This is a genomic window from Phycisphaerales bacterium (assembly GCA_016699835.1).
Lineage (GTDB): Bacteria > Planctomycetota > Phycisphaerae > Phycisphaerales > UBA1924.
The window spans coordinates 1100543-1127101 of sequence record CP064987.1 but is presented as its reverse complement, the minus strand read 5'-3'; the positions used below and the strand labels follow the sequence as shown (position 1 = coordinate 1127101).

Here is a 26559-nt window from a genome sequence, read left to right as displayed (position 1 = left end):
GTGATGGTTACGACAGCATCAAGACCGCGGGAACGCACGGCGTGCCGGCCAGTCCAGGTTGTCCAGGTCCGATCGTCGTGAGGGTCGAATGCTCGACCGCATTCCGGGCACATGTGCCGGGGCGGATCACCGATGGGCTGAATGTCCGCGAGGTTGTAGCCGCAGCCGAGGCAGTACATGCGGGAGGATATGAGATGCGAGCACCGCTCTGGAGAGCGGTGCCACCTAAGGCTGAGTCCCGCCTCGGAGTGGCGGCCATCAAAGAAAACACCCACGCGGCGGCGCGTGGGTGTTCTTCGAAATCAGATTCGTCACTCGATCACTTCATCAACGCGGCTTGGGCGGCGGCGAGGCGGGCGATGGGGACGCGGAACGGCGAGCAGGAGACGTAGTCCATCCCCGCCTTGTGGAAGAAGTGGACGCTCTTGGGGTCGCCGCCGTGCTCGCCGCAGACGCCGACCTTGAGGTCGCCCTTGGTGGAGCGGCCTCGTTCGACGCCCATCTTGACGAGTTTGCCCACGCCGCCCTGATCGATGGTCTGGAAGGGGTCGGCGGGGAGGAGGTCCTTGCTGAGATAATCGGGGAGGAAGGTGTTGACGTCGTCACGCGAGTAGCCGAAGGTGAGTTGGGTGAGGTCGTTGGTGCCGAAGGAGAAGAAGTCGGCGGACTGGGCGATCTCATCGGCGGTGACGGCGGCCCGGGGGATTTCGATCATCGTGCCGATCTTGATGTCGAGTTTGGGGCGGTAGTCCTCCTCGGTCTTGACGGCGGCGATGGTCTCTTCGACCTGGGCTCGCAGGGCGTCGAGTTCGGCCTTGGTGCCGACGAGGGGGATCATGATCTCCGGGTAGACCTTGAGGTTGTCGCGGAGGCAGTCGATGGCGGCCTCGACGATCGCCCGGACCTGCATCTTGAGGATCTCGGGATAGGTGACGCAGAGTCGGCAGCCGCGGTGCCCGAGCATGGGGTTCATCTCGTGAAGGGCGGTGACGCGGCTCTTGACCTTGTCCACCGAGACGCCGAGTTGCTGGGCCATTTCCTTCTGCGCCTTTTCCTCGTGGGGGAGGAACTCGTGGAGGGGCGGATCGATGAGGCGGATGGTGACGGGCAAGCCCTTCATGCTCGTGAAGATGCCGATGAAGTCGTCTCGCTGGAAGGGGAGGAGTTTGTTGAGGGCCTTCTCACGGGCCTCGAGCGTCTCGGCGAGGATCATCTCGCGCATCGCCTTGATGCGGTCGCCCTCGAAGAACATGTGCTCGGTGCGGCAGAGGCCGATGCCCTCGGCGCCAAAGCCGCGGGCGCGGTCGGCGTCCTCGGGGGTGTCGGCGTTGGTGCGCACGCCTAGTTTGCGATACTTGTCGGCCCACTTCATGACCTGGGCGAAGTCGCCGGAGAGTTTCGGCTCGACGGTGGAGATCTCGCCCGCCATCACCTCGCCCGTCCCGCCATCGAGCGAGACGACGTCGTTGCGGGAGAGTTTGTTCCCCTTGACGGTGAGCGTGCCCTTGGCCTCGTCGATCTGGAGTTCGCCCGCGCCGACGACGCAGCACTTGCCCCAGCCGCACGCGACGACCGCCGCATGGCTGGTGCGCCCGCCGGTGCTCGTCAGGATGCCCACGGCCGAGTGCATCCCCTCGACGTCCTCGGGGCTGGTCTCGCGACGGACGAGGATGACCTTCTCGCCCTTGTGGGCGCGCTCGACGGCCTCGGCGGCGGTGAAGGCGAGTTTGCCCACGGCCGCGCCGGGGCTCGCGGGGATCCCCGTCGTCAGCACCTCGGCCTTCTTCTTCGAGGGGTCGAAACTCGGCAGGAGAAGTTGCGTGAGGTCCTGCGCGGGGATGCGGAGGATCGCGGTCTTCTCGTCGATGAGGCGTTCGCGGACCATCTCGCAGGCGATCTTGACGGAGGCGACACCGTTGCGCTTGCCGTTGCGCGTCTGGAGCATGTACAACTTGCCGCGCTCGATGGTGAACTCGATGTCCTGCATGTCGCGGTAGTGCTTCTCGAGTTTGGTCTTGATCTCGAGGAGTTGCTGATAGACCTTCTTGTTCCATTTGGGCATCTGGTCGACGCTCTGGGGCGTGCGGATGCCGGCGACGACGTCCTCGCCCTGGGCGTTGATGAGGAACTCGCCATAGAACTCGTTCTCGCCGGTGGCCGGATTCCGCGTGAAGGCGACGCCGGTTCCCGAGTCATCACCCATGTTGCCATAGGCCATCGTCTGGACGTTGACGGCGGTCCCGTTGAGCCCCTGGATCCCGGCGATACGCCGGTACGAGATGGCGCGATCGCCGTTCCAACTCTTGAAGACCGCCTCGATGGCGAGTTCGAGTTGCTTGAAGGGGTTCTGGGGAAAGACCTCGCCGACGTAGCGCTGATAGACGGCCTTGTACGCCTCGCACAACTCGACCATGCCCTGCTCGGGCACATCGGTGTCCTGGGTGGCGCTGTATTTCCGCTTGATCTTGTTGAAAGCCTCCTCAAAGTAGTGGTGATCGACGCCCATGACGACGTCGCCGAACATGTTGATGAGGCGCCGGTACGCGTCGTACGCGAAACGGGTGTTGCCCGTCGCATTCGCGAGGCCGACGACGGCGGCGTCGGTCAGGCCCAAATTCAGAATCGTGTCCATCATCCCGGGCATCGACACCGCCGCGCCCGAACGCACCGAGACGAGGAGCGGGTTGTCGTTGCTCCCGAACTTCTTCCCCGTTTCCTTCTCGAGCATCGCGATGTTCTTGTGGACCTCGTTCATGAGCCCGTGGGGGAGGCGCTGTCCGGCCTTGTAGTACGCCGCGCACGTGTCCGTCGTGATCGTGAACCCGGGGGGCACGGGAAGCCCAATCGACGTCATGTCGGCGAGGTTCGCGCCCTTGCCGCCCAGCAGTTGCTTCATCTCGGCCCGGCCCTCGGTCTTGGTCTTCCCGAAGAAGAAGACCATCTTGCCCGGTTTGTTCCGCATGATCGGGGCGGGGGCGGCGGCGCCGACCTCGCCGAGGACGTGGGTCTTCTTGGCCACTTTCTTGACTACTTTCTTCGAGCCGGACTGCGCGGCGTGGGTGACGGTGGACTTGCTCGACGACTTCGACAACGACTTGGGCATGACAACTGAACCTTTCTCAATCGGACGTTGGGACCGACCGCGGGCCGTGCTCTGGAGAGTCCATTCGTCGTCTGGGATTGGACCCGGAGGGGTACGAATGATCCCAAACCGCCGTTGGTCGTGGCGATCGGCTCCGTGGGGACACTTCCTGCGAGGATCGAATGGGTTGGGCAGCGGCGGCCCGCCGGGATTCTCCCGTGTGTTGGTGCGCCCGGAAGTGTAGGAAACTTACCACGCACTGGCGACAATGAGCCCGGTGCAATCCCCAGAAAAGTGCCCGATAGGATCACCCTAACATCAGGCCGAATCGTGACTTCCACCACAAACGAGAACCCCGTTGAGTGCTCCCCGGCGGTTTGGCGTCCGACGCGGTTGCCTCACCTTGATGGACTGTCTCCTGGCGACATTTTGGTCCGTTGGCCAGAAGCGTGGTCTCTTGGCGTGCTTCCGGCGACCTCGACGCCGACATCGCCTCGTCGTTGGTCGTATCTCGCTCGTCCTGAGACGCACCACCAAGAGGACACATTCCATGGAGCACGGGATTTGCTCGCAAGGCTCGGCCAGATATCTCGCCCGACGGCAAAGACGCCAGAACGTGCCGTTCTCGGTTCACACGTTGAGCCGGTCGCCCTGTCCTCATTGCTCATGCTCTCGTACGACCTTGGGGGGGCCTTTGAGTCGACGGCCTCCAGCCGACATCGTGCCACATGGCCGCTCGTTGCCGCGTTTCAGACCCGCGATCAACTGATCCACGATCGCGAACACGGAGCGTGGTGGGGAACGGGAGCGCTCGCCGAGGTCGACGCGACTCGAATGCTCCTGACGCCCGCAAGCCCCGTGGTGCCCGCGGGCGTGCGCGACATTCGAATCGAGACCGCACCAGAGGCTTATATGTCCGGCGTTGCCCGCGCCAAGGCGCACATTGCCGCGGGAGACTGCTATCAGATCAACCTCACCCACGCGATGCGTGCCACGCTCCTTGGCTCGGCGCGGGGCGTCTTCGCGCGACTGCTCGAGGCGGCCGATCCCTGGCACGGAGCGTATGTGGAATGGAACGACGCGGGCGTCCACCACGCCGTCGCCAGCGCCAGCCCGGAGTTGTTCCTTGAGTTCGATGCCGGCACGCGCCGGGTCCGAACGCGCCCCATGAAGGGCACACGCCGATCGCTCGAACAACGCGACGAACTCTGGTCGAGCGAGAAGGAGCGGGCCGAACTCCACATGATCGTGGACCTGATGCGCAACGACCTCTCGCGTGTGTGTGAGGTTGGCTCCGTCCGAGTCGCCTCGCCCCGGACGATCGAACAGCATGGCACGCCATCGTCCTTACCTGGGATCGGCACCTCGATTCTGCAAGCCACGGCGTTGGTTGAAGGCAAGTTGCGCGACGACGTGGGGCTTGACGCGCTCCTCGCGGCGACGTTCCCGCCAGGGTCCATCACCGGCGCCCCCAAGATCCGCGTCATGCAACTCATCGATGTACTCGAGGAGCGATCACGCGGGCCGTACTGCGGCTGCGTCGGCGGCCTCTTCGACAACGGCGATCTCGAGTTGAACGTCGCGATCCGCACGGCCCTGATTCAGGGGAATGAGGTCGAGTACGCCGTGGGCGCCGGGATCGTCGCCGACAGCGATCCAAAGGCCGAATGGGAGGAGACGCTGGTTAAGGCAGGGCCGCTCCGGGCACTCGAACGAGGCTGATTCTCGGGCCATCCCGCCGCATCCTCCTCATTCACCCCACTTGCCGCACCTCTGCTGGAGCGCCCGTGCGCGCTCGCCGATACAGGCTCCATGTCGCGCGCTGGCGGCCTCGCCCGGGTTGGGTGTGGCCCGGGCGCTCCGGGAGTCCCTCGTGCCGCCGAATGTAGCCGATGCGTTCGTCCTTGTCTTCACCTTCGGGATGTCCCTGAAGGGCTGGAAGCAGGCCGGCCTGCTCGGACGCGAGTGGGCGATGTACCGCGAGGTCCTCAAACGCTACGGCTCGTTGGTCCTCGTGACCTATGGAGACGCCGAGGACCTCAACACCCTGCGCGAGGTCTGCACGCCCGAAGAGGCCGCCAAGGTCCACCTCGTCTGCAACGAGCGCCAGATCAACATCATGGAGTACATGGCGCGACTCCCCGAACTCGTCAACGAAAAACTCCGCGACGCGCGCCGCGTCGTCGTCAAGACCAACCAGATGGTCGGCGGTGAGGCGGCCGTCCGGCTCACCGAGTGGCTCCGACTCCAGGGCAAGGACGTCGGACTCGTTGCCCGCGGCGGTTACCTCTGGACACGCTTCGTCACGCACGAGCATGGCCCGCACTCCGAGGCCGCCGATGATGCCGGGCTTCGCGAGCGACTCCTCTGCCAGGCCGCCGATGTCGTCGTCGGCACGACCAGCGAGATGGTCTCGGACCTCTCCTGGCGGTACGGGCTGAACCCGGCGCGCACACGCGTCGTCCCGAACTACGTCCTCACCGATTTCGACCCCGTCCCGGCGTCCGATCGCGATCCGGGCCTGATCCTCTTCGCCGGCCAACTCATCGCGCGCAAGCGCGTCGACCTGCTCGTCCGCGCCATCGCCGATCTTCCCGAGGACAAACGCGAGAAGGTGAAACTCGTGGTCGTCGGCGAGGGCCCGGAGAAGCGGACGCTCGAGCAACTCGCGATGTCGCTCGGTGCGCCCCTGGAGTTCCTCCCGCGGATGCCACATCACGAACTGCTGTCGCTCATGTCGCGCTGCACGATCTACGCCCAGGCGTCGGACCTTGAGGGCCAGCCCAAGACTGTTCTCGAGGCGATGGCGAGCGGTGCCGTGGTCATCGTCGCCCACACGCCGGGCCTTGGTGATGTCGTCGAGCACGGCGCGACGGGACTGCGACTACCCAGCGACCCCGAGGCCTTCGCCACCGCGATCGGTGAACTGCTCAACGACGTCGATTGGCGCGAGATGCTCGGCACGGCCGCCTCACGCGTCACTCGCGCCCGCTTCGGCATCCAGGCGATCCTGCCCCGCGAACTCGAGGTCCACGCCCTCGCTCTCGCCGTGGGCACCGAGCACATCGGCGTCCTGTCCGCCAAACGCCGAGCCGGCTGAGTCTCAGGTCGCCACTCTACCCAACCTCGTGGCACAGGCGTCACGCCTGTGTCTTTGTGCCTCTCCAACATTTGCCGTACGATGTTCGAGAGCCGCGTACCGACGAGCAACTCATGTGTACTTGGTGAACACCCACGCGCCCGGCATACGGTCCCGCGATGACCACGCCGCGCACACTCGTTCCAGTCCCACACGATCGTCCAACGCTCCACACGCTGCTCTCCACACCCCTCGCCGGCGGGACCGTCCTCGCCGAGACACTGCGCTCGCTCCACGAGAGCGGCACGACCCCCACACTCATCGCCCCGCGTCAGTTCGAGCCGGAGGCCCGTCGCGCGAACGCCGAGTTTCGCGAGTGCACCAAAGACGCGGGCAACGTCTTCGAGCACGCGTGCGCCACACTCGGCATCGTCGCGCATGACCCCGTGATCGTCGTGCATCCGCTCCTGGTTGGTCTTGAACGCCACGACCTCGACTGGCTCCGCGCACACACGAGCCCCTCGGCGGCCCTCGCCACCACGCTGAGCGGCTCCATCTCGATCACGCCCGATGCACGCTCCATCCAGCCCGCAATGGACTATCCCGCCTTCGCCACCACGCGCGCCCGCCTCGCCGATCCGCCCAGTGCCGTGCGCTGCATCGCCCACCCCTGGCCGGTATTCCACCAGAGTCCCAGCCACTTCGCCCGTCTCCTCCGCGGCGTCTACTTCGAGCGCCAGCGTCCGCGCGCCGAGGCCATCGCCCGAGACATCCAACTCGTCGTCTTCGATTTCGATGGCGTCATGACCGACAACGCCGTCATCGTGACACAGGATGGACAGGAGCGCGTCCGCTGCAACCGGTCCGACGGCATGGGCATCGGCATGCTCAAGAAAGTCGGCATCGAGGTCATGGTCCTCTCCATGGAGGAGAACCCTGTCGTCCAGCGACGCTGCGACAAACTCAAGATCCCCTGCATCCAGGGACAGGTCCACAAACTCCCCGTCCTCGAACGTGTCGCCAAGGAGAAGAACCTCCGCCTCGAGCAGATCTGCTACGTCGGGAACGACGTCAACGACCTCGAGTGTTTGGAGCACGTCGGTCTGGGCATCGCTGTCGCCGACGCCTGGGACGATGTTCTGATTCGCGTGCGCTTCGCCACACGAAGACCCGGTGGCAACGGGGCGGTCCGAGAAGTCTGTGATCTGCTCCGGAAGGCTCGCGACGCCCGATAATCGCAACGCAGGGAGTGCGGCGATTGGCCACGAATGCGGCCCGATCCCCAACTTCGCCACTCGGGATAGACCCACCAAAGCCGACGCCCGGCATGGTCGATAGTCAGAACATGGCGACCACGTCGCACGATCGACGCCAGTTCGAACGCCGCAACGCGAGCAAGTTGTGCAAGGTCTTCCACAGGCCGACGCAGCGCTATCTCGCGGGGCTGTTGTGCGATATTTCCTCGGGCGGGGCGCTCGTCCGCGTGCTCAGTTCTCGACCGATCGCGACGACCGACGAGTTGGACCTGGTCATCGCCTGGAGCGGGCAGCACATCCTGGTGGGCAACGCCGCCCTCCACGCCCAGGTTGTGCGGGTTCTCCCGACGGACTCTCGCGAGCAGATGCTTGGCGTGCAGTTCATCGAGGCCAAGCCCGCCGACCAGCGCCTCGACCATGCCGCGTAAGCCGTCGGGCACGTCCAAGAACCTCGCCCTTCGAGTCACCGTACCATCGCACGGAGGACACCTCTCGTGCTGTGGCAGCCCTCACTCCCCGATCGATACCTGACCGCGTCCGCTGATGAACTCGCGGCGGCGATCACGCGCCGTCGCCAGGAACTCGGCTCGCGTCTCATCATCCTCGGACACCACTACCAGACCGACGAGGTCATCCGCCACGCCGACTACACCGGCGACTCGCTGAAACTCTCCCAACTCGCCGCCAAGGTTGCGACCCAACCGGGCGGGAACACTGCCGGCAAGCCGCCCATCGAATGGGTCGTCTTCTGTGGCGTGCACTTCATGGCCGAGTCCGCCGACATGCTCACACCAGAGCACGTCGACGTGATCCTTCCCGATCTCTCCGCCGGCTGCTCCATGGCCGACATGGCCCAGTTCGACGACACCGTCATCGCATGGAACGCCATCCATGAGTCGCTCCGCGAACAAGGCTGGACCGGACGCGTCGTCCCCATCACCTACGTCAACTCGAGCGCCGCCATTAAAGCCTTCGTCGGCGACCACGGCGGCGCGTGCTGCACCTCCTCCAATGCCCACGAGGTCTTCCGCTGGGCGATGAACGGCGGCACCGAACCCCTCGCCGACGGCGTCGAGCCCGGCACGGGCATCAAGATCCTCTTCCTCCCCGATCAGCACCTGGGCCGGAACACCGCCGCCGCGTATGGCATCGATACCGATCGCGAGACCACGGTCTATGACCCCAAACTCGCACGCAAGGGACAACCCCTCGGCGGGTCGACACCCGACGCGATCCTCGCCTCGCGCGTCATCCTCTGGGCCGGGCACTGCTCCGTCCACAAACTCTTTCGCCCCGAGCACATCGCCGCGATCCGCGCCCACGACCGCGCCAATCCAAAGGAAGAGCCCACGCGCGTCCTTGTCCATCCCGAGTGCTCCAAGAGCGTCGTCGATCTCGCGGATCTCTCGGGCTCGACCGAGTTCATCATCAACACGATCCGCAAGGCCCCGGAGCACAGCCGCTGGGCGATCGGCACCGAGACGAATCTCGTGAACCGCCTCGCCAACGAGGCCGCGAAGCGCCACGTCCACGTCCGCATGCTCTCGGAGTGCCAGTGCCTCTGCACGACGATGTACCGCATCGATCAGGCCCACCTGCTCTGGGTCCTTGACCACCTCGCCGGCGCCTTCAGCAAGGATGGCTCGCCAAAGCCCGTGAACGTCGTCAAGGTCCATCCCCAGGCCCGTGAGTCGGCCCTGCTCGCCCTCAACCGGATGCTCGAGCACACGGGCGCACGGTTCGCTCCGGGCAGGTTGCTCACGGTCGACTAAGAAACAATGTAAGTTTCATGGTTGGCTTGCGGCTTGCCGTGCCGAACCGGTTGCGTGTGCTGGGACGTTCGGGTACGCTGGGACGATGAAACGAGCCAATTTCGTCTTCGCGATCGTCATCGGCCTGGTGCTTTGCTTGTCGTTCGTGTCCAAAGGGGCGAGCGAATCCAACTCGTCCGAGGTGAGGGATGAACCTGGACTGAACGCGGCGCCATGGACGCATGCACCCGTGCAGTCCGCATATCTGAAGTTGGTCGATCTGGACCACGAGCCGACGCCCTGGACATCCGGCGAGTTGTGGACGCGTGTCCAGATCGCGAATGCGATGCGCGAGGACCTTGCCGCCTATGCCATGAGTCAACCTCTTTGCGCCTCGGGCCTGGATCGATTCCTCGACGAGTTGGCCGAGAGCGTGGTCTATCAGACCCGCATCCACCGCATCGATTGGGACGCTGCTCCCGAGTTCAAGGGCGTGCGTCTCTCGAAGACGGCCGACTCGATCACGCTGAGTTTCATCGAATCGATGATCTCTGGCGCGAATCGTCTCGAGCGACGCGCGCCGCACGTGTACATTGATACTGAAAAGACCGCGTCGATGGGCGATCTCACGCGTTCGTCGCTTCTTCGGCTGGCAATCGTGCTTTCTGCCGAGTCCACCTCGAATCTCGCGCGCATGGATGATCGAAGGGGCGGAAAGGGTGCGGTGACGCGGAAGAAGGATGAATCAGACGAGGAGCGGACCTCGCGATATATACAAGAGGATCTGGAGCGAGTCAAGAAGTTGGCGCCAGTCATAGTCGATGCGATCGATTCGGCCGTGCACGATCCGAGGTTCCAGGGAGAGCGTATTCGTGTGGTCGCCTCGTTGATCGCCGACTACCTCGATGATGATCTCGATGCGGTGTGCTATCTGGAAGCGGCCCGGTTGTACGCCGAACTTGATGGAGCCGATCCCTGGATGGCCGCGTACTTCGACGGCGTGGTGAAACTCTATTCGGCGTGGAGCGCTCGCGGGTCGGCCGACGCCAGCGAGACGCTCGAGGTCGAGTTCAAGGCCATGCAGATGTTCATGGATGGCGCGTACGCCTCGCTCCGGCGCGCGCACGAACTGGCGCCACATCGCCCGCACGCGGCCACGGAACTCATCAGTCTGGCCACCGGATCCACGAATAACTCTCACGAGACGCCGGAGTTTTGGTTCCAGTTGGCGACTCGTGCCGACCCGTTGTACGCCGCCGCGTACTCGCGACTCGCGTCCTCCAAGCTGGATCGTTGGGGAGGTTCGCCGCGTGATCGCGTGTCGCTCCTTCGTCGCGTTGAAGAGGCCGTGAAACTCGATGGAGGGGAGCGGATCGCTTTGGTCGCTCTCGGGCTTGCGGATCGGGCCTCGATGGATGCGGGATCGATTTCTCGCGACACGGGGGAGCGGCGTCGTGGTTCACTCCCAAAGGAGACACTCACGGCGTACACGGATTGCCTCCGTCCGCTCTGGGGGCACGATCGGCCTGGCATTGATCGCAATACCTCGTGGACGCTGGCGCTGGCTCAGGCGTGGCTCATCAGCGAGCCGATCGCACGCGACGAGTTGCTCGAACTGACCGATCGCACCTATGTGCCACTCGATTCGGACACCTTCAACTTCGATATAAATGGTGTGCGTCGCTGGGTCTTGCGCTTCGGCTCGGACATCCGGCAGGAGGTCACAAAGATCGATCGGCTCGAACGCGAGGGCAAGTGGTCTGAGGCGCTCACGGCGACCGCGACGTTGCACACCAACTCCACGTCACACTCGATCCGATGGGCACTCGAAGAGAGACTCACGATCCAGGAGTTCTACATCGCGCTCGATGCGGGCGAGACGATCGATCTGCTCTCGCTCAGACTCAGGCCGGTCTGGGAAGGGCGGTGCGACTGGATCGACGACCCCCAGGCGAGCACATCTGTGCTGGATCTTAGCCGAGTCATACCCATGGTGCCCGTTGGTGCGAGCGCATTCTCTCAGTTGTGGCTGACTGGTCGAGTTCGTATCGACTGCGAGGTGAGAATCAAGCCGAACCCGGCGCCAACGAAATACTCACCAGCCTCGTCGATCTCCATCGGACTCAAGCCGGGGGTTAACCCGCGCGCGGGCACACCCTATTTCAGCACAACGATCCGCCAGGATGATGTGAGACTATCTCCACCGATTTCCACTGCAAAGCGCAAGGACAACCAGTACACCACAGACTCGTTCAAGATCGACCCCGTGGGCGAACCGGATCGGCACATCATCCTCGATATCGACCAGTCCAGGGCGATGCTCATCGTTGACGGAGTCGTGTGCCAGACCACCGACAGTCTTCTCTGGAGCAAGTCCACAACGCAAATCGGAGGACTGCTCACCCTCTCGGGGTCACGATCCGGTGGTCAGATCGTGGTCAAGAGTTTGCGTGTCTACCGTCCAAAGGACAAACTTCCTGAAACTCTCGTCCCGGGATCGAGTCTCGACCCAATATCTCCCACGGATCCTCCGATCGCCCCTTAATCAGCGGGCTCATTCGCGACCCGCCATCCGACGCCACACTCCGGGCACCGCTCCGCCTTGGGTGTCGCGGTCATGTCATACCCGCACGCCGGGCAGCACCCATCGACCAATCTCTGGCGGCGCCGACCCAACGGCAGGAGAAACACCATCGGCCCCAGCGCGAGAAGCCCAGCCGACCCCATCAGGATCAGCGACCAGAACGTCCCCTCGCTGCAGTAGCAACTCGTCCGTCGCCGCACCATGACGTCGATCGGCAGGATCGCGAGCGCCTCGATTGCCGTTCCGATGAAAAGGCGTTGCGCCAGGCGCGCCAGGCGGAACTCGACGAGCAGCGACTTCGGTCCTCTACGCATGAAGGCCAACACCAGTGGCGCCGCGACGATCCATCCCACAATCACGCTCGCCACGATCGACGTCGCCGCCACCCGATCGCCCGGCGAGTTGCTCGTCACAAGTCCCCAGGCGCCCAGCGCCGCGCCCGCCATCGCGCCGACGAGCAGGCCGCACACCATCCCCGCCACGATCAGCGAGAACGTCACGGGCATCCCGCCCCGGAATCGCCGCTTGAAGTACGCGCCCAGGGGCAACCCGATCACAAACATCCCGCCAAGAAACCACCACGTTCGTTCGCGATCGCCCGTGAACGGGAAGACTCCAAAGACTTGAAGGATGTGCAGCAATGCCAACCCGACCCCCATCGCGCATGCGCCGACGCCCAGCCCCGCCGCCAACACACGCCACCACGAGACTCGCGCATCGTCACGCTCGCCGGGCTTGCGCACCGGCACGATAAAGCACAACTGCAGCACCGCCAGCGCGAACGCGCCGACGGCACCCTCCACATTCGACAATCCATACCGGATCGCGGTCAGGATCGAGTCCACCGACTGAAAGGAGTTGCCGAGCACGATGTTCGACACCACCATCGCGACGAACGTTTGGAGCACGAGATACGTCGTGATGTAGGGCCAGAGCCGGCGCGGCGGCCTCGTCCGTGGCGTGTGATCGCCGAATTCGAGTGGGGTCGTATTCCCGCCGCCCGTCGCTTCCGCGGTGTCGTTCCCGGTTGCGTGGTCCTTGCCTTGCTCGCCCATGACCAATCGTTAGCCTTGTGCCGGTCTCGTCGTACGATCCCTCATGCCCACCGCCGCACAACCGTCCCCTCGTCACGCCGCGTCCGGCAACTCCGTGGCCCGCGCCTTCCAGCGATGCATCAACGCCGACTGCAAGGCCGAGTTCCCCGTGGACGAGGTCCTCGTCGCATGCAAGTCCTGCGGGCAACTCCTCGATGTCGCCTACGAGTGGCGACGCGACGCGATCCCCTCCTTCGACACCTTCGAGGCCCGGAGCAGCACACGTGGCCCGCGATCCGCCGCCGGTCAGTCGCCCTCAACCTCCATGCTCGATTTCTCGGGCGTCTGGCGCTTCCGCGAACTCCTCCCGTTCTACTCCAAGGAGGCCGACATCGTCACCCTCGGCGAGGGTCGCACGAATCTCCAGCGGGCCGACCTCCTCGCCCGCGAACTCGGGATGGACATCGACCACGGCGGGCGCGTCATGCTGCAATACGAGGGCTTCAACCCCTCGGGCTCCTTCAAGGACAACGGCATGACCGCGGGCTTCACCCACGCCCGCATGGTGAACGCCACCCGCGTCGCCTGCGCCTCGACCGGCAACACATCCGCGGCCCTCGCCGTCTATGCCGCCCTTGCCGGTATGAAGTGCTTCGTCTTCATCGGTGATGGCAAGATCGCCTATGGCAAACTCAGCCAGGCCCTCGAGTATGGCGCGACGACGCTCCAGGTCGCCGGCGATTTCGATGCCTGCCTCGCCCGCGTCAAGCACATCGCCGAGAAGATGCCCGAGGTCGGCGTCTACCTCATGAACTCCATCAACCCCTTCCGACTCGAGGGCCAGAAGACCATCATGCTCCGCATTCTCGAGGGCCTCGACTGGCAGGTCCCCGACTGGATCCTCGTCCCCGGCGGCAACCTCGGCAACTGCTCCGCCTTCGCCAAGGCCTTCCTCGAACTCAAGGCCCTTGGACTAGTCACCAAGATTCCGCGGCTGGCCGTCATCCAGGCCAAGGGCGCGCGCACACTCGACCGCGTGGTCAACGAACTGGGCCTGAAGTGGACGCCGAACTCAAACTCGCCCGCACCCGGTACAGCCGGCATCAATCCAGATCTCACCGGCCGGTTCGATCAAGAGGCCATCGCCCGCGAGTACGCACGCATGGACGCCGCCAACGAGCGGGCGAAGACCGTAGCGACCGCCATCGAGATCAACCGCCCCGTGAATCTCACGAAAGCCCTCCGCGCGCTCTGGGCGATGAACGGCGTCGTCCGCTGCGTCGATGACGCCGAGATCGTCGAGCACAAGGCCCTCGTCGGCAAATACGGCTTCGGATGCGAGCCGGCCAGCGGCGCCTCGGTCGCCGGCGTGCGAATGCTCCGCAAGGAAGGCCTCATCAAGCCCACCGACACGGTTGCCTGCGTGCTCACCGGACACCTGCTCAAAGACCCCGACGTGACCGTCGCGTATCACACGGGACTGGACACCAAGGCCGCCGCCGTGGACCTCTCCCACGCCAGGCCGCATGGCCGAATCAGCAATCCGCCGATCAAGGTCGCCGACGATCTCGACGCCATCCTCAAGGCCATGGGCGTGCGCTGATCGCGCCGACAGGCCTTGGGTACCACCACGCTCCGCGTGGTGCTCCCAATTCTACTTTCTTCTACTTCTTCTCGACTTCACGTGAAGCGTGCTCACGCCCCCTCCGACGTGACCTGCTTCGTCACCGGGTCATAGGTGTACACCTTCCCTGTGACCTCGGCCTTGCACTGCTTGTGCGATCCATCACAAAACGGAAAACTACTCGAGATCCCGCAAGAGCACACGAACACCGGCTTCAGATTCCCATGATCATCGCGAGGCCATGCCCCCTCGCCCTCGGCGTTCGGATCAATCTTGATCGGCCCCATCCCCTCGTGCTTCACCATTCGCGCCATCATGCATTCCTCGTTCAAGGTGGCACCGCTCTCTAGAGCGGTGTCCTGATATATCTGCTGCCGCCGATCTCCAGATCAGCCATGAACAACTTCACCCGAGGCACCAGAACAAATCTCTCAGTTCTCAACAGCGTCCGAGTGGACGGCTGTGGAGTGTGTACCTCGCTCCTCCGCCGCACAATGCGCACACCACATCGATGACGGACCCAGCACCGCAGCCGGATCCTCACTCCCGACCACCCCGGCGTTCACGACACCCTCGGTCCAGCCGCGTCCTTCCATTGCCGCCAGCGTCGCAAGGAACTGCGAGCGGAACCGCTGCTCCTCAAGCCGGTACTCGGGGTTATTCTGCGTGTAGGCATACTCCCCCGCGAGCATCGACTGGATCGCCGCCACTCGGGCCGCCGGGTCCGGATGTGTCGAGAGAAACTCCGGCTGCCTCTCCGAGTTCGCCGAGAGGCTCGCCAGTAACTGCATCACCTGCATCTGCCCGATCGGGTTGTACCCGCAGCGCGTCATGTAGCGCACGCCGAGCCGATCGGCCTCGAGCTCCTCGTCGCGCCCATACTTGAGCATCACCAGGTTCCCGCCGATCTGCAGCGCGGGAATGCCCAGCGTCCCCACGTTCTGGACCTGCTTGTTGTCGCTCTGCGAGACGACGACCGCCGCCACCGACAGCCCGACGTTGAACGCGGTCTGCGAACTGATCCGCTGGTTGCCGTGCTGGGCCGTGACGTGCCCGACCTCGTGCCCCATGACGCCGGCAAGTTGCGCCTCGTTGGTCAACCTTCGCGCCAGCCCCTTCGAGACAAACACCTTGCCGCCGGGGAGCGCGAACGCGTTGACCACGTCGCTGTCGAGCAGCGTGAACTCCCAGGGATACGACGGGTAATCGCCCTCGGTCTTGCTCGCGAGTTGCTGCCCGAGGTTCGTGACATACTGGTTCAGGGGCGCGCTCTTCACCGCCCCGCCATACTCCTGCGTGAACTGGCCCGCGGCCTCGGTACCCAAGGCGATCTCCTCCTGCGGGCTCAACATCGCGAAGATGCTCCGCCCCGTCGCCTCGTTCGTGACGCACCCGCCTAGGCCTATCACGCACACCGTCGAGACCATGCCCGCGACGAGGCCCCGACGCCAGCCACAAAAACCGCTCTGAATACCCTCAATCCGCATGAGATCCACCTTCTCTGGAATGTTCATTTCAGCATGAAGTGAGATTCATCCCATCGCCGTCGTACGATCAACCCTGATGCCCGCCACAGACCGCCAGACATCCGATCGCCAGAACACGGCCGATCATAGTTCGACACCACCAACGCCCGACCGTGGCGCCGCGGATGTCTCCCCAGCCTGGTCCAAGGCCGAACTCGCCCGCCCGCACGCGAACCAGCAGAAAGCCGACAAGGTCCGGCGGATGTTCGCCGCCATCGCACCGTCGTACGACCTGAACAACCGCCTCCACTCGCTGTGGCTCGATCAGTCCTGGCGAAAGATCGCCGTGCGAATCGCCGGTGTCAAGCCCAACGACCACGTCCTCGATGTCGCCTGTGGCACGGGAGATCTGACCCAGGCCTTCGCAAAGTCCGGTGCCGCGAGAGTGGTGGGGGCGGACTTCACCGCCGAGATGCTCGACCAGGCGCGCGCCAAGCAGGCGAAACTCGAACCCAACTGCGCGCGCAAGATCGAGTACCTCCAGGCCGACGCCATGGCCCTGCCCTTCGCCGATCAGTCCTTCGACATCGTCTCGATCGCCTTCGGCATCCGCAACGTCGCCGAGCCGGCGCGCGCGATCGCGGAGTTCCACCGCGTCCTCCGCCCCAATGGCCGCCTCGTCATCCTCGAGTTCGATCAGCCGAACTTCGCGATCGGCCGCTGGATCAATCGCCTCTACTGCGCGCGCATCATGCCGCTCACCGCCACCATGATCTCCCGCGACACCTCCGGCGCGTACAAGTACCTCCCCGCGAGTGTCGGCACGTTCATGTCCCGTGGCGAGATGCTGCAAGCCTTGCGCGAGGCCGGGTTCACGTCGGCGGAGTGCCGGTCCCTCACCATGGGGATCTGCGCGTGTTATCGGGCAGTTCGGCCTGTTTCCGGACGTTGAGACCTCGTTTCCAGGGCGCGGAATGTGCGCGGGTGTTATCGGCCCCGCGCAAGACCCCTCAGAACTCCTGTGCATCTCGGCACCAAGGTCGATAGGCAGCGTGGCCGACGCGTTGGTCGCGTTCGGTCCACGGCTGCGGAGTCACCGTGCGATCGAATCCATGGGCCGGATCGGCGGAGCCGCATCGACGCCCACTTCAGGAGCAAGGTGATGAATCACGAGGCCACGTTGGAACGATTCTTTGAGGCGCTGGTCAACGGCGACCGGCGCGAGGCGAGGTCCATTATCGATGCCGCGGCGAGCGATCTTTCCGCGGAGCACATGATCGAGATGATCTTCTGGCCGGCGCACGAGATGATCGATCGCCTGAGAAGGTCCGATCAACTCTCGAAGATGGGCTATCACTACGCGACGCGCCTCCTGCGCACACTCGTGGACCAGAATGCCCGGCGGCTCTCCCAGACCAACAACACCGCCAAGACCGTCTTCGCGTGCTGCGGCTCTTCCGAGGGCGAGGAACTCGGCGCCCAGATGGCGGTCGACCTCCTCGAGTCCCGCGGGATGCGCGTCTGCTTCGCCGGCGGCGGGCTGCCCAGCGACGAGATCCTCGCGCAGGTCCACGAACTTCGCCCGGACTATGTCGTCATGTTCGCGTCGGCGGCGTCGGATCTCCCGGGCATCCGCGAGGTGATCGACACGATCCGGACCATCAATGCCAGCCCGAACACCCAGATTGCCGTGGGCGCGGGCGTCTTCAAGCGGGCCGAGGGCCTCGCCGAGGAGATGGGCGCGGACCTCTACGCCGGCGACCCCTTGGAACTCGTCGAGCAACTCACGGGCGAGATCCCCGAGATCCCGGCGGAGAAGTTGAAGGCCACGGCCGCCACTCCGATGCGCAAGCGTCGGACCAGGGCAGCCTGATAGCACAGAACCACTCACACAAGGCAACCAGCGTCTACATATCACGCTCCTGCGACCGCCGGGACGACTCCCCCGGCGGTCGTTTGTGTTTTGGAAGGTTTGGATTTTCGTCAGGTTCCTTCGCAACCGGCCCGCACGCCCACCGGTAGAGTCTGATGCATGGCGACGATGAGCCGAGCGACAGAGCGGCGTGTGATCCGTCGATGCCTGCGGGGGGACCGCGGCGCGGCGGAGTCGCTGGTGCGCGCGCACCAGGCCTCGCTCTTCGCGTTCATGCTGCGGATATGCGGCAAGCGGGACCTGGCCGAGGACATCGTGCAGGACGCGTTCGTCAAGGCGCTCACCAATCTCGACCGCTTCGACAGCCAGTTCCGTTTCTCGACATGGCTCTTCACGATCGCTCGGCGGACCTATTACAACCATCTGGAACGACGATCGGCGGTCCGTGCATCCGACGAGATGCTCGAGGCGGCACGCGGCGGGGGCGAGACCAGCGAGTCCGAACTCGAGAGAGACGATCGTGCGAGACTCCGAGGCGACATGGAGCAGGCGATCCTGGAACTAACCGAGGTGCAGCGGACGATCGTGCTGCTGTTCTATCAGCACGATTGGCCGGTGTGGCTTGTCGCCCAGCATCTGGGCCTGCCCGAGGGGACGGTCAAGAGCCACCTGCATCGGGCTCGATTGAAACTGAGAGAACTTCTGCTCGTGGATGATTGCGCCGGCTCCGGCGCCTTGGATGGGGACTTTGTTGTTTTCCCCGAGGATTGTTCGTCATGACCGATTCACCTCAGACAACTCGAGAGACCACCAGAGAGCCCGAGACCGATCGCCTGAACGCGATCATGGACGCCTGGGACGGGCTGTCGGGGCGTGAGGACCTGGAGCGCGTGCTGCGCGACGATCCGAAGATCGCGCGGGGCGCGCTGGAGTTGCGCCGCGCGCTCGCCACGCTGAAGGATCCGGTGGAAGCGCCCGACCTGATGGGCCAGATCCTGGGCGCGGCCCATCGCGCCAGGCCATTCCTCACCAGCAGCACGCGCCGGCGCGCCGTGACCGCACGGATCATGCTCGCGGCATCGGTGCTGGTGGCCGCAGGGCTCGTGATGTACGTCCAGAACCTCGGCACGCCCGCGGGGACGCCCATGATTGCGATCCAGCCGGCGACCGAGGCCGCGTCGGCAGACATGTCGCCTGGAGATACGGCGTCGAGAGCCGAGCCCCTGCGGACGGGCCATCGTGCGAGACCGACCAGAGTCTCCACGGGTCTTACAATCGGCACTGTCGGACGTGCCTACGACCCGTCGTTCGTGATCGGGAACGTTCGGCCGCAGAACATGGGCATGACTAGATCGGGCGCGTTCAGCCCTGTTTTTCCGGCCCTTTCGTCGGTCTTTGAGAGTGTTCCGCCCGCGACCTCGTGGCCTGGCGATCGGTATGAACCAGATCCGATTCTCGTCGGCATTGGTGGGGGAGCCATCGACTCCACACCCCAGAGCGCGACGTGGCGGGCGGCGGACCCGTGGTCGTTCTTGCACCGCCCTGATGTGAGGCCCGCGATCATGAACCCGTCGGGCGCGCGCGCAAAGGCACCGGGCAGGTAGGACGTATCCGTGCCACCGCAGGGCACACGATCCGTGCGGATGCTGGGCCAGTTGAGCAGAGTACAAGGAAAGAAATACCCCCACGCGTGCGCGGGGGGCACTCGGAATCAATGTCTCATGTGGTGATCAGCAGCCGGCGGAGAAGTGTTCGAGATAAAGGAGCAGATCGTCGATGGTGACTCCCTCGTCGCCGTCGAGATCGGCGTTGATGGTTCCCGCATTGAATCGATCGAGATACTCGAGCAGGTCGTCAATCGTCACGCCACCGTCGTCGGTCACGTCGGCGAGGCAAGCCGGCGTGCCGGGGACGGTCATTCCCGAGGCCTGGATCGAGGCCGTCGAACCGGGCTTGAAGAGTTCGAGCGTGAGCGAGCCTTGGTCAGGGGCGACGTTGGTGGTGAATCCGAAGGAGTACATCGTCCCCCAGCGGATGGCATTGGCGTTGGGGTTGGTGTCGAACTTCTCGGTCGCGAAGACGAGTTCGCTTCCGCTTCGTACGGCGGTCCACGCCTCGTTGGTGAACGGCTCGCCGGAGTGCGATCGAGGATGGTGGAAGGACACACCGCTGAGCGTGGCCGAGGACGGGAACGGGATGCGGAGCGTGTCGGCGGCACGGTCGGAGTTGAGGTTGTAGACGTTGTACTCATAGTGCCACGAGCCGCCGCCGAGGTCGGTGGCCTTGCCCGCGAGGTAGTAGCGTGAGCGGATGAAGGTGTTAGGGAAGGAGGCGTTGGGGTTGGGGGTGTCGTCGTGGTCGGCGGTGACGAGGACGACATCGTCATCGAGTTCGGCCCAGCGGGCGATCGCAGGGAGCAGTTGCGCCCCGCCCGCGCCCGAGCCGCCGACAAGCGTCGCTTGCTTGGTCGCCGGGTTGATGTTGATCTGCTGGCTCGTGGCGTTGTTCATCGCGTTGACCGCGACGGTTTGGCCCGGGCGGACATACGTCGCGTCGGCGGGAAGTGAGTCCACGGTCTCGAAGAAGTAGACGACGCCGAGCAGCTGGGTGGTGACGGCGGAGGTGGGGACCTGCACACGAGTGGAGATGCTGGCCTCGCCGGTATTGGAGCCGCGGCCTCCGGCGAGCGTGCCGAGGGTCACGTTGACCTGGGATCGCGGGCACATGCCTCCGGGGCTATTGAACCCGGAGGAATAGAGGTCGGCGCAGTTGGGGGGCATATTGCCGACGCCACCGCCATTGCAGTCGCCGCCGCAGGAGGCGTGGCTGCCGTTGATGGGTAGAGCGACCCATTTTCCCCAGCCCTGGCCGAGTTGCTGGAAGGCGTTGAGCGTGCCGGGCACGAAACGGTACATGTTCATGCCGACGATGGGCCGGACGGATGTGTTTGGCGAGGTATCGAGGTTCATGTCGCCGCGATTGCAGGTGACGTTGCCGCAGGAATAGCCGGTGATAGTGCCATCGGCGCTCGTGCCGTTCATGGCGACGTCGTTGAGGCTGGAGTTGACGAGGTCTGGCCCGATGGTCTGGGCGTGAGTCGCCGTGACGAGCGTGCCGAGGGCGAGCGCGGCGATCGTGCCCTGCGCGGTCAAGTTGAGGGATTGGCGGATGTTCGTCATGGTGGTCCTCCGAGAGTGGGCGCGGGACACACGGCAGAACGCCGGGAGAGTGCCGAGAACGGGTCGCGCCTGGATAAACCCCACGATCGAGCCGGTCCAGTGTACCAAAGAACGTGGTCATTGGGGAACGGATGTGGGGGAATCGGCGTGGCCGTGGCACGGAGTCTACCATTGACGGCGTTTTCTTCGGGCGTATTCGGAAGTTGTTTGAGTGATGTCGGGTGTGGGGTCGGGAGTCGTCGGTGCGCGCCGACCGCCGACGCCGGAGAACGCGGACACAGACCTAGTCGGAGCGAGCATGACGGTTATGAGCACGGACGTTTCCACCACCAGCACCAACCAGGGATCGCGGAACGACTCGATCCGCAACGTCGCGATCATCGCGCACGTCGACCATGGCAAGACCACGCTCGTGGACACGCTCCTCAAGCAGAGCGGGAACTTCCGCGCGGGCGAACTCGAGAAACTCGAGGGCGGGCAGCACGGGCTGATCATGGACAGCAACCCGCTCGAGCGCGAGCGCGGCATCACGATTCTGTCCAAGAACTGTGCCGTCAACTATCACAGCGCCGACGGGAATGACTATCGGATCAACATCCTCGACACGCCGGGGCACGCCGATTTTGGAGGCGAGGTCGAGCGTGTGCTGCGCATGGCCGACGGGTGCTGCCTGCTCGTCGATGCGTCGGAGGGCCCGCTGCCCCAGACGAAGTTCGTGCTGGGCAAGGCGCTCGAGGCGGGGCTGAAGCCGGTGGTGATCGTGAACAAGGTCGATCGCCCGGACCAGCGGGTGACGGACGTGGTGAATGAGATCTTTGATCTGTTGGTCGATCTCGGGGCCGATGACCACGCGCTGGACTTCCCGATTCTGTACTGCTCGGGGAAGCAGGGTTGGGCGACGCGTGAGTGGCCCGTGCCCGATCCGGCGAATCGGCCCAAGGATCTCCGCGCGGTGTTCGAGGCGATCGTGAAGGAAGTCCCCGGCCCGCTCGCCGAGACGGACAAGGCGCTCCAGGTGCTCATCACGAACATCGACTACAACGAGTACGTCGGGCGCATCGGGATCGGCCGCGTCTTCAGCGGGACCATCAAGGCCGGGCAGCAGGTGAAGGTCATCAAGCGCGACGGGAAACTCGTCTCGAGCAAGGTGGCGCAACTCCTCCAGTTCTCGGGGCTCAAGCGGACCGAGGTCAAGAGCGTCGAGGCGGGCGACCTGTGCGCGATCGTGGGACTGGAGAGCGTGGACATCGGCGACACCGTCGCGGACTTTGAGAACCCCGTCGCCCTCCCGACGATCCGCGTCGAGGAGCCGACGATGACGATGCTCTTCCGCATCAACGACTCGCCCTTCGCGGGGCAGGAGGGTGAGTTCGTCACCAGCCGGCAGATCCGCGATCGCCTGATGGACGAACTCCAGCGCAACGTCGCGATGCGCGTCGAGCCGGGGCGGAGCAGCGACGAGTTCATGGTCAGCGGGCGCGGCGTGCTCAGCCTGGGCATCCTGATCGAGACCATGCGCCGCGAGGGGTTCGAACTCAGCGTCGGCAAGCCAGAGGTCATCCTCAAGGAGATCGACGGCGAGATGCACGAGCCGATCGAGGAACTCGTCATCGACACTTCCAACGAGACCGTCGGCTCGGTCATGGAACTCGTCGGCGGACGCAAGGGCGAACTCAAGAAGATGGAGCCCCGCGGCGAGAGCACGACGCACATGCTCTTCCACATCCCCTCGCGATGCCTCATCGGGATGAAGGGACGCATCCTGACCGCGACGCAGGGCATGGCGATCATGCACCACTCGTTCCTCAAGTTCGCCCCCGTCGCGGGCGAGATCGCGCATCGCGCCCAGGGCGTGCTCATCGCGCTCGAGACCGGGAGCGTGACGTCGTACGCGATCGAGGCGCTCTCCGACCGCGGCTCGCTCTTTGTCGTCCCCCAGGACAAGGTCTATGCCGGGCAGATCGTCGGCGAGCACAACCGCGACAACGACCTGACGGTGAACATCACGCGACTCAAGCAACTCACGAACTTCCGTGCGGCGAGCAAGGACGCGACGGTCGTCCTCAAGGCGGCCCGCAAGATGAGCCTCGAGGCGGCGCTCGAGTACATCGAGGACGACGAACTCGTGGAACTCACGCCCACGAGCATCCGACTCCGCAAGAAACTTCTCGACGAGAGCGCCCGCCGCCGTGCGGATCGCCAGTCCCGCGAGCGTGACGAAGACGCCCGCGCCGCCCGCTGAGTCCTCTCACGATCACAGGTCTCTCGCGATCACAGGCTCGCCGCGACGCGGTCGGCCTGGAACTTCGCTTCGAGGAGCGCCGTCTCCACCGCCGGCAGGGCCCAGTTATCCGAGTGCGCAAAGTACACGCGGTTCAGGTACGGCCTGCGGAAAATCTCGGGCGTTCCTGACGCAATAAATCCGGGCGTGGAGATCGGCATCGAGTGCCCCCATCGCGCGAGCCGGATCTGGCGCACGCGCTGCTCGTTCACGCCCATGAGACTAAGGAGGCTGCGGACCTGCGCCGCCGCCGACCGGGCGTGCGTCAGCCACGCCTCGTCCTCGATGATCGTGAATCGGCTCGTGCCGAAGGGGAGGGGCCAGTACATGGTAAGGACCGAGGACTGCGGGGCGTGGTGGGGATGGCGCCGGCCGGTGTGCCCGTGATGATGGTGTCCGTGTCTCGATGGTGCTCCCGGGTTCCCCGTCGGGGTGAGCGAGAGGCCCGCGTTGACGGCGTCCGTGATCCTCGCGAAGGGCGGGATCTCGGCGTCGGTCGCCGGATACGACCCGTTCCCCAACAGGAACAGGTCGTAGTACTCCTGGAACTGCGGGGGAAGTTCGCCCTCGATGAGCGCGTTGGCGACGATGTATGACGCGGTGCTCACGCGGTGGGTGGCCTCGGCGAGTTCGGGGTCGTACGTGTGCACCTCGGGCATCATGTGGCGGAGGAGATGCTTGGGGCAGGAAAAGACGACGCGCCGGGCGGTGAGCGATCGGAGCGCCCCATCGACGCCCTTCCACGTCACGAGCATGTGCTCGTCACCCTGCTTTCGGATGTCCACGACGCGGCACCCCGCGCGGAGGCGCGCCGGCCCGCAACCGCGGCGCGTCCCGCGCTCCAGCGGACGCAGGCGATCCACGAGCGCCGCGACCAGACCCGCGTTCCCCCCGGGGAGCACCCAGCGCCCGAACTCCTCCGCGGCGATGAAGTTCCACCCGCTCGCCGCCGAGAGTTGCCGCCACGACGAGTTGAACGACGAGAAGCAGTACCCCTCGATCGCGCTGCGCAAAATCTCGGGCACGGGCACCGTCAGCGCGTTCCGCACGGATTGCTCGAGCGTCATCTGGTCGAGGTCGAGGATCCAGTCGTTCCCCCCGGGCCCGTTGTCGATGAGGGGAATCTCGGGATAGTTCTCGCCATAGAACGCGACGAGATCGCGATACTGGCGGAAGGCCTCGCGTTCGTCCGCGGTGAGCGTGCCGAGCGCACCCAGGTCGCCGACCACGCTCCCGTTGAGTTCATATGGATCGTCGGTGGGGGGGCTCTCGTGGACGATCCGATCGACGCCGAGCGTTCGATAGAGCGATTCGAGATACGACCCCTCGTCGGGCGCGATGAAGTACGCGCTGCCCAGGGAGTACGGTGTGCCGCGCCAGGTCTCGCCCTGGGCCGTCCCGCCGAAGCGCGGGTGGAGTTCAAAGACGATCGGCGAGAACTCGCGGAGTTCGTACGCCGCCGTCAGTCCCGCCAGCCCGCCGCCGATGACGACGACCTCGGTCGTCTCCTGAGGCTCGGGGGGCTCAAAGGGCGGCAGGGGCAACTCCGGTCGATGGAACGGGATCTCTGCCGCGCGGAAGGACTCGCCCAGCCACCACGGCTCAAAGGGCAGCCCGTCCACCATCACCGACTCGGGCGTCCACGCGAGGGGACGCAGCGGCCCGCTGAACCCGATCGGCACGCCCCCGGTGTCGCACGGCACACCCGCCGGCACGGGGCGAGGGCGACCGCCATGCCCAGGAGGCCCAAGCGGAGGCCTTCCACCCAAGGTCAATCGCGCGGAGAGTCCCGCCGCCAGGGCCGCAAGCCCGGAACCGACAAACTGGCGACGTGACATGCCCATGCGTGTGCCTCCAGGATGGGCGACCGCTCGCCCGGCCTGATTATCCACGATCGCGGCAAATCCGCAACGCGGGATTCACCCGTGAAGAGCAAAAAAACGAGCCCACGATCACGAGTTCGCAATCGGGAATCACAATTCCGCCAACTTTGGTTGGCATTCTGGAAAACATGGCGCACATTCTCCGTAGTGGGGCGATCGGAGGCGGCCAGATGCGAAGCGACCATCAAGATCGGACGGGCCCGTCGGCGAACCGGGCGAAGACCTCCGCCAGGGTTCGGGCGGCGGTTGGTGTTTTGGTCGTCCTCGCGGGCCTGACCACGCCGACCACATCCGCCCTCGCCCAGACGCCGATGATCGAGTTCATCCAGCCCTCGGCGGGGTTCACGTTTGTCTCGATCCGCGACATCGCCGACGACGGGACTGTCGTGGCCTTGAGTTACTCCGGCTCCGGGCCGGGCACGTCTCCGGTGCTTCGATATTCACCCGGGGGGAATCGCGTGCTCTATCCCTCGGGCACCGACGCTCGCATTTCGGGCAATGCGCAGGTCATCGGGATCAAGACCCTCGGCGGCCCTAACGGGCCCATCGCGACGCTGCACTATACCAATGGTTCCCAGCGCGTCCTCCCCGGTGTGGTCTACCAGGGCCAACTCCGCACCGGCGGCGTCTCCCATCTGAACATCGACGGCACGGTCGCGATGCTCGGCGTGGGGACGGGAGTATCCAACGAGTCCGCCTATCGCTGGACGCTCGACGGCAACACGACCAGCCTTCCCCCCATTCCCGGCGGGAGCACATGGAATCGTGCGTACGGCATGTCAAGCGACGGGAGCATCGTCGTGGGCGAGCAGGCGCCCAACTCGTCGGTGCCCGCCGTGCCGATGTCGTGGACGGGCGGCGGCTCCACCCTCGACACCGTGCTCGATCCCAACGGCCAGGCGATCTTCAACGGCCGACTCACCGCGATCAGCGGCGATGGGACCAAGAAGTATGGCGTGTACAACTCCGGTCAGTTCGCGTCGCCCGCGATCATGATCACGAATGGCGTAACAACACCGCTCGAGCTCGGCGACCTTGCCGGATTCACGGAGTTGTTTCCGAGTGGTGCATCGTACGACGGCAGCGTGCTCGTCGGATCACTCGGAGCGCAAGGCTCATGGGTCTGGACAGAATCTACAGGTGCCATGCGTGCCGCCGACTTCTTTGCCTACCACGGCGTCGATGTCAATCTAGAATCGTTCTTCACAGGCCTCGTGGTCTCGGGTGATGGACTGCATTTCGCGGGTCGGAGTGGTCCGACCGGCGGCGCTCTGGTCACCATCCCAATGCCTGGCACGTTGGTTTCACTGATTCTTGGCGGAACCCTCGCAACCACGCGGCGGCGACGGTAAGAACCCCACGGCGTGGGTGTCGATCGCCGACACCCCGGTTCGTTGTTCGATCTTCCATTGTTCTCGGCCCGGCCCGCAGGCGTGATCGGACCTCGCTCGTCCGCGCGCGGGGCGG

General features: G+C 64.9%; 19 protein-coding genes. 13 read left to right on the top strand and 6 right to left on the bottom strand.

Translation table 11 applies throughout. The features are described 5' to 3' along the window. Positions 1-319: 319 nt before the first annotated feature. Entirely contained in the window at positions 320-2962 is a 2643-nt protein-coding gene (locus IPK69_04685; protein QQS10422.1) for a pyruvate, phosphate dikinase, read from the bottom strand. Positions 2963-3916: 954 nt separating this feature from the next. Between IPK69_04685 and IPK69_04680 the strand changes: the two genes are divergently transcribed. The 6 genes from IPK69_04680 to IPK69_04655 all read left to right on the top strand — a co-directional run bounded on the left by IPK69_04680 (position 3917) and on the right by IPK69_04655 (position 11713). Next, positions 3917-4804 (top strand): anthranilate synthase component I family protein, encoded by an 888-nt coding sequence (locus tag IPK69_04680; GenBank protein QQS09920.1) that lies wholly within the window; start codon positions 3917-3919, stop codon positions 4802-4804. Between the two features lie 151 nt (positions 4805-4955). Further along, complete coding sequence (locus IPK69_04675; protein QQS09919.1) at positions 4956-6182, top strand: glycosyltransferase family 4 protein; 1227 nt, start codon at positions 4956-4958, stop codon at positions 6180-6182. 572 nt (positions 6183-6754) lie between these two features. Then, on the top strand, positions 6755-7396 hold the full coding sequence (locus IPK69_04670) for an HAD hydrolase family protein (protein ID QQS10421.1): 642 nt from the start codon (positions 6755-6757) through the stop codon (positions 7394-7396). Positions 7397-7506: 110 nt separating this feature from the next. After that, positions 7507-7845: a PilZ domain-containing protein gene (locus tag IPK69_04665; GenBank protein ID QQS09918.1), complete on the top strand. Its 339-nt coding sequence runs from the start codon at positions 7507-7509 to the stop codon at positions 7843-7845. 66 nt (positions 7846-7911) lie between these two features. Next, positions 7912-9189 (top strand): quinolinate synthase NadA, encoded by a 1278-nt coding sequence (gene nadA, locus IPK69_04660; GenBank protein ID QQS09917.1) that lies wholly within the window; start codon positions 7912-7914, stop codon positions 9187-9189. 85 nt (positions 9190-9274) lie between these two features. Beyond that, a complete protein-coding gene (locus tag IPK69_04655; protein ID QQS09916.1) occupies positions 9275-11713 on the top strand; it encodes a hypothetical protein in 2439 nt (812 codons plus the stop codon). Here IPK69_04655 and IPK69_04650 read toward each other — a convergent pair. Then, positions 11710-12807, bottom strand: coding sequence for a hypothetical protein (locus IPK69_04650; GenBank protein ID QQS09915.1), 1098 nt, complete (start codon positions 12805-12807; stop codon positions 11710-11712). The genes IPK69_04655 and IPK69_04650 overlap by 4 nt on opposite strands. Before the next feature lie 43 nt (positions 12808-12850). On the opposite strand from IPK69_04650, the gene thrC reads away from it, so the two are divergent. Beyond that, complete coding sequence (thrC, locus tag IPK69_04645) at positions 12851-14389, top strand: threonine synthase (GenBank protein QQS09914.1); 1539 nt, start codon at positions 12851-12853, stop codon at positions 14387-14389. Positions 14390-14481: 92 nt separating this feature from the next. On the opposite strand, the gene IPK69_04640 is transcribed toward thrC, so the two are convergent. Continuing rightward, a complete protein-coding gene (locus IPK69_04640) occupies positions 14482-14724 on the bottom strand; it encodes a CDGSH iron-sulfur domain-containing protein (protein ID QQS10420.1) in 243 nt (80 codons plus the stop codon). Positions 14725-14841: 117 nt separating this feature from the next. Next, complete coding sequence (locus IPK69_04635; protein ID QQS09913.1) at positions 14842-15897, bottom strand: M48 family metalloprotease; 1056 nt, start codon at positions 15895-15897, stop codon at positions 14842-14844. 76 nt (positions 15898-15973) lie between these two features. Here IPK69_04635 and ubiE point away from each other — a divergent pair, with 76 nt between their 5' ends. From ubiE to IPK69_04615, 4 genes are all read left to right on the top strand, one after another. Beyond that, complete coding sequence (gene ubiE, locus IPK69_04630; GenBank protein QQS09912.1) at positions 15974-16828, top strand: bifunctional demethylmenaquinone methyltransferase/2-methoxy-6-polyprenyl-1,4-benzoquinol methylase UbiE; 855 nt, start codon at positions 15974-15976, stop codon at positions 16826-16828. 210 nt (positions 16829-17038) lie between these two features. Then, the gene (locus IPK69_04625; GenBank protein QQS09911.1) at positions 17039-17749 is read left to right on the top strand and encodes a cobalamin-dependent protein; all 711 of its coding nucleotides are present in this window, start codon (positions 17039-17041) and stop codon (positions 17747-17749) included. A 168-nt stretch (positions 17750-17917) separates the two neighbouring features. Continuing rightward, complete coding sequence (locus IPK69_04620) at positions 17918-18529, top strand: RNA polymerase sigma factor (GenBank protein QQS09910.1); 612 nt, start codon at positions 17918-17920, stop codon at positions 18527-18529. Next, positions 18526-19353: a hypothetical protein gene (locus tag IPK69_04615; protein ID QQS09909.1), complete on the top strand. Its 828-nt coding sequence runs from the start codon at positions 18526-18528 to the stop codon at positions 19351-19353. Before IPK69_04620 ends, IPK69_04615 begins: the two co-directional genes overlap by 4 nt. 126 nt (positions 19354-19479) lie before the next feature. Here the strand turns inward: IPK69_04615 and IPK69_04610 are convergent, their stop codons facing one another. Next, entirely contained in the window at positions 19480-20928 is a 1449-nt protein-coding gene (locus IPK69_04610) for a hypothetical protein (GenBank protein ID QQS09908.1), read from the bottom strand. A gap of 307 nt (positions 20929-21235) precedes the next feature. Here IPK69_04610 and typA point away from each other — a divergent pair, with 307 nt between their 5' ends. Then, the gene (gene typA, locus IPK69_04605; protein QQS10419.1) at positions 21236-23170 is read left to right on the top strand and encodes a translational GTPase TypA; all 1935 of its coding nucleotides are present in this window, start codon (positions 21236-21238) and stop codon (positions 23168-23170) included. A gap of 29 nt (positions 23171-23199) precedes the next feature. Here typA and IPK69_04600 read toward each other — a convergent pair whose 3' ends face one another. Beyond that, positions 23200-25053, bottom strand: a complete 1854-nt coding sequence (locus IPK69_04600) for an NAD(P)-binding protein (GenBank protein ID QQS09907.1) — start codon at positions 25051-25053, stop codon at positions 23200-23202. Positions 25054-25262: 209 nt separating this feature from the next. On the opposite strand from IPK69_04600, the gene IPK69_04595 reads away from it, so the two are divergent. Further along, on the top strand, positions 25263-26444 hold the full coding sequence (locus IPK69_04595) for a hypothetical protein (protein QQS09906.1): 1182 nt from the start codon (positions 25263-25265) through the stop codon (positions 26442-26444). The last annotated feature ends 115 nt before the right edge of the window (positions 26445-26559 follow it).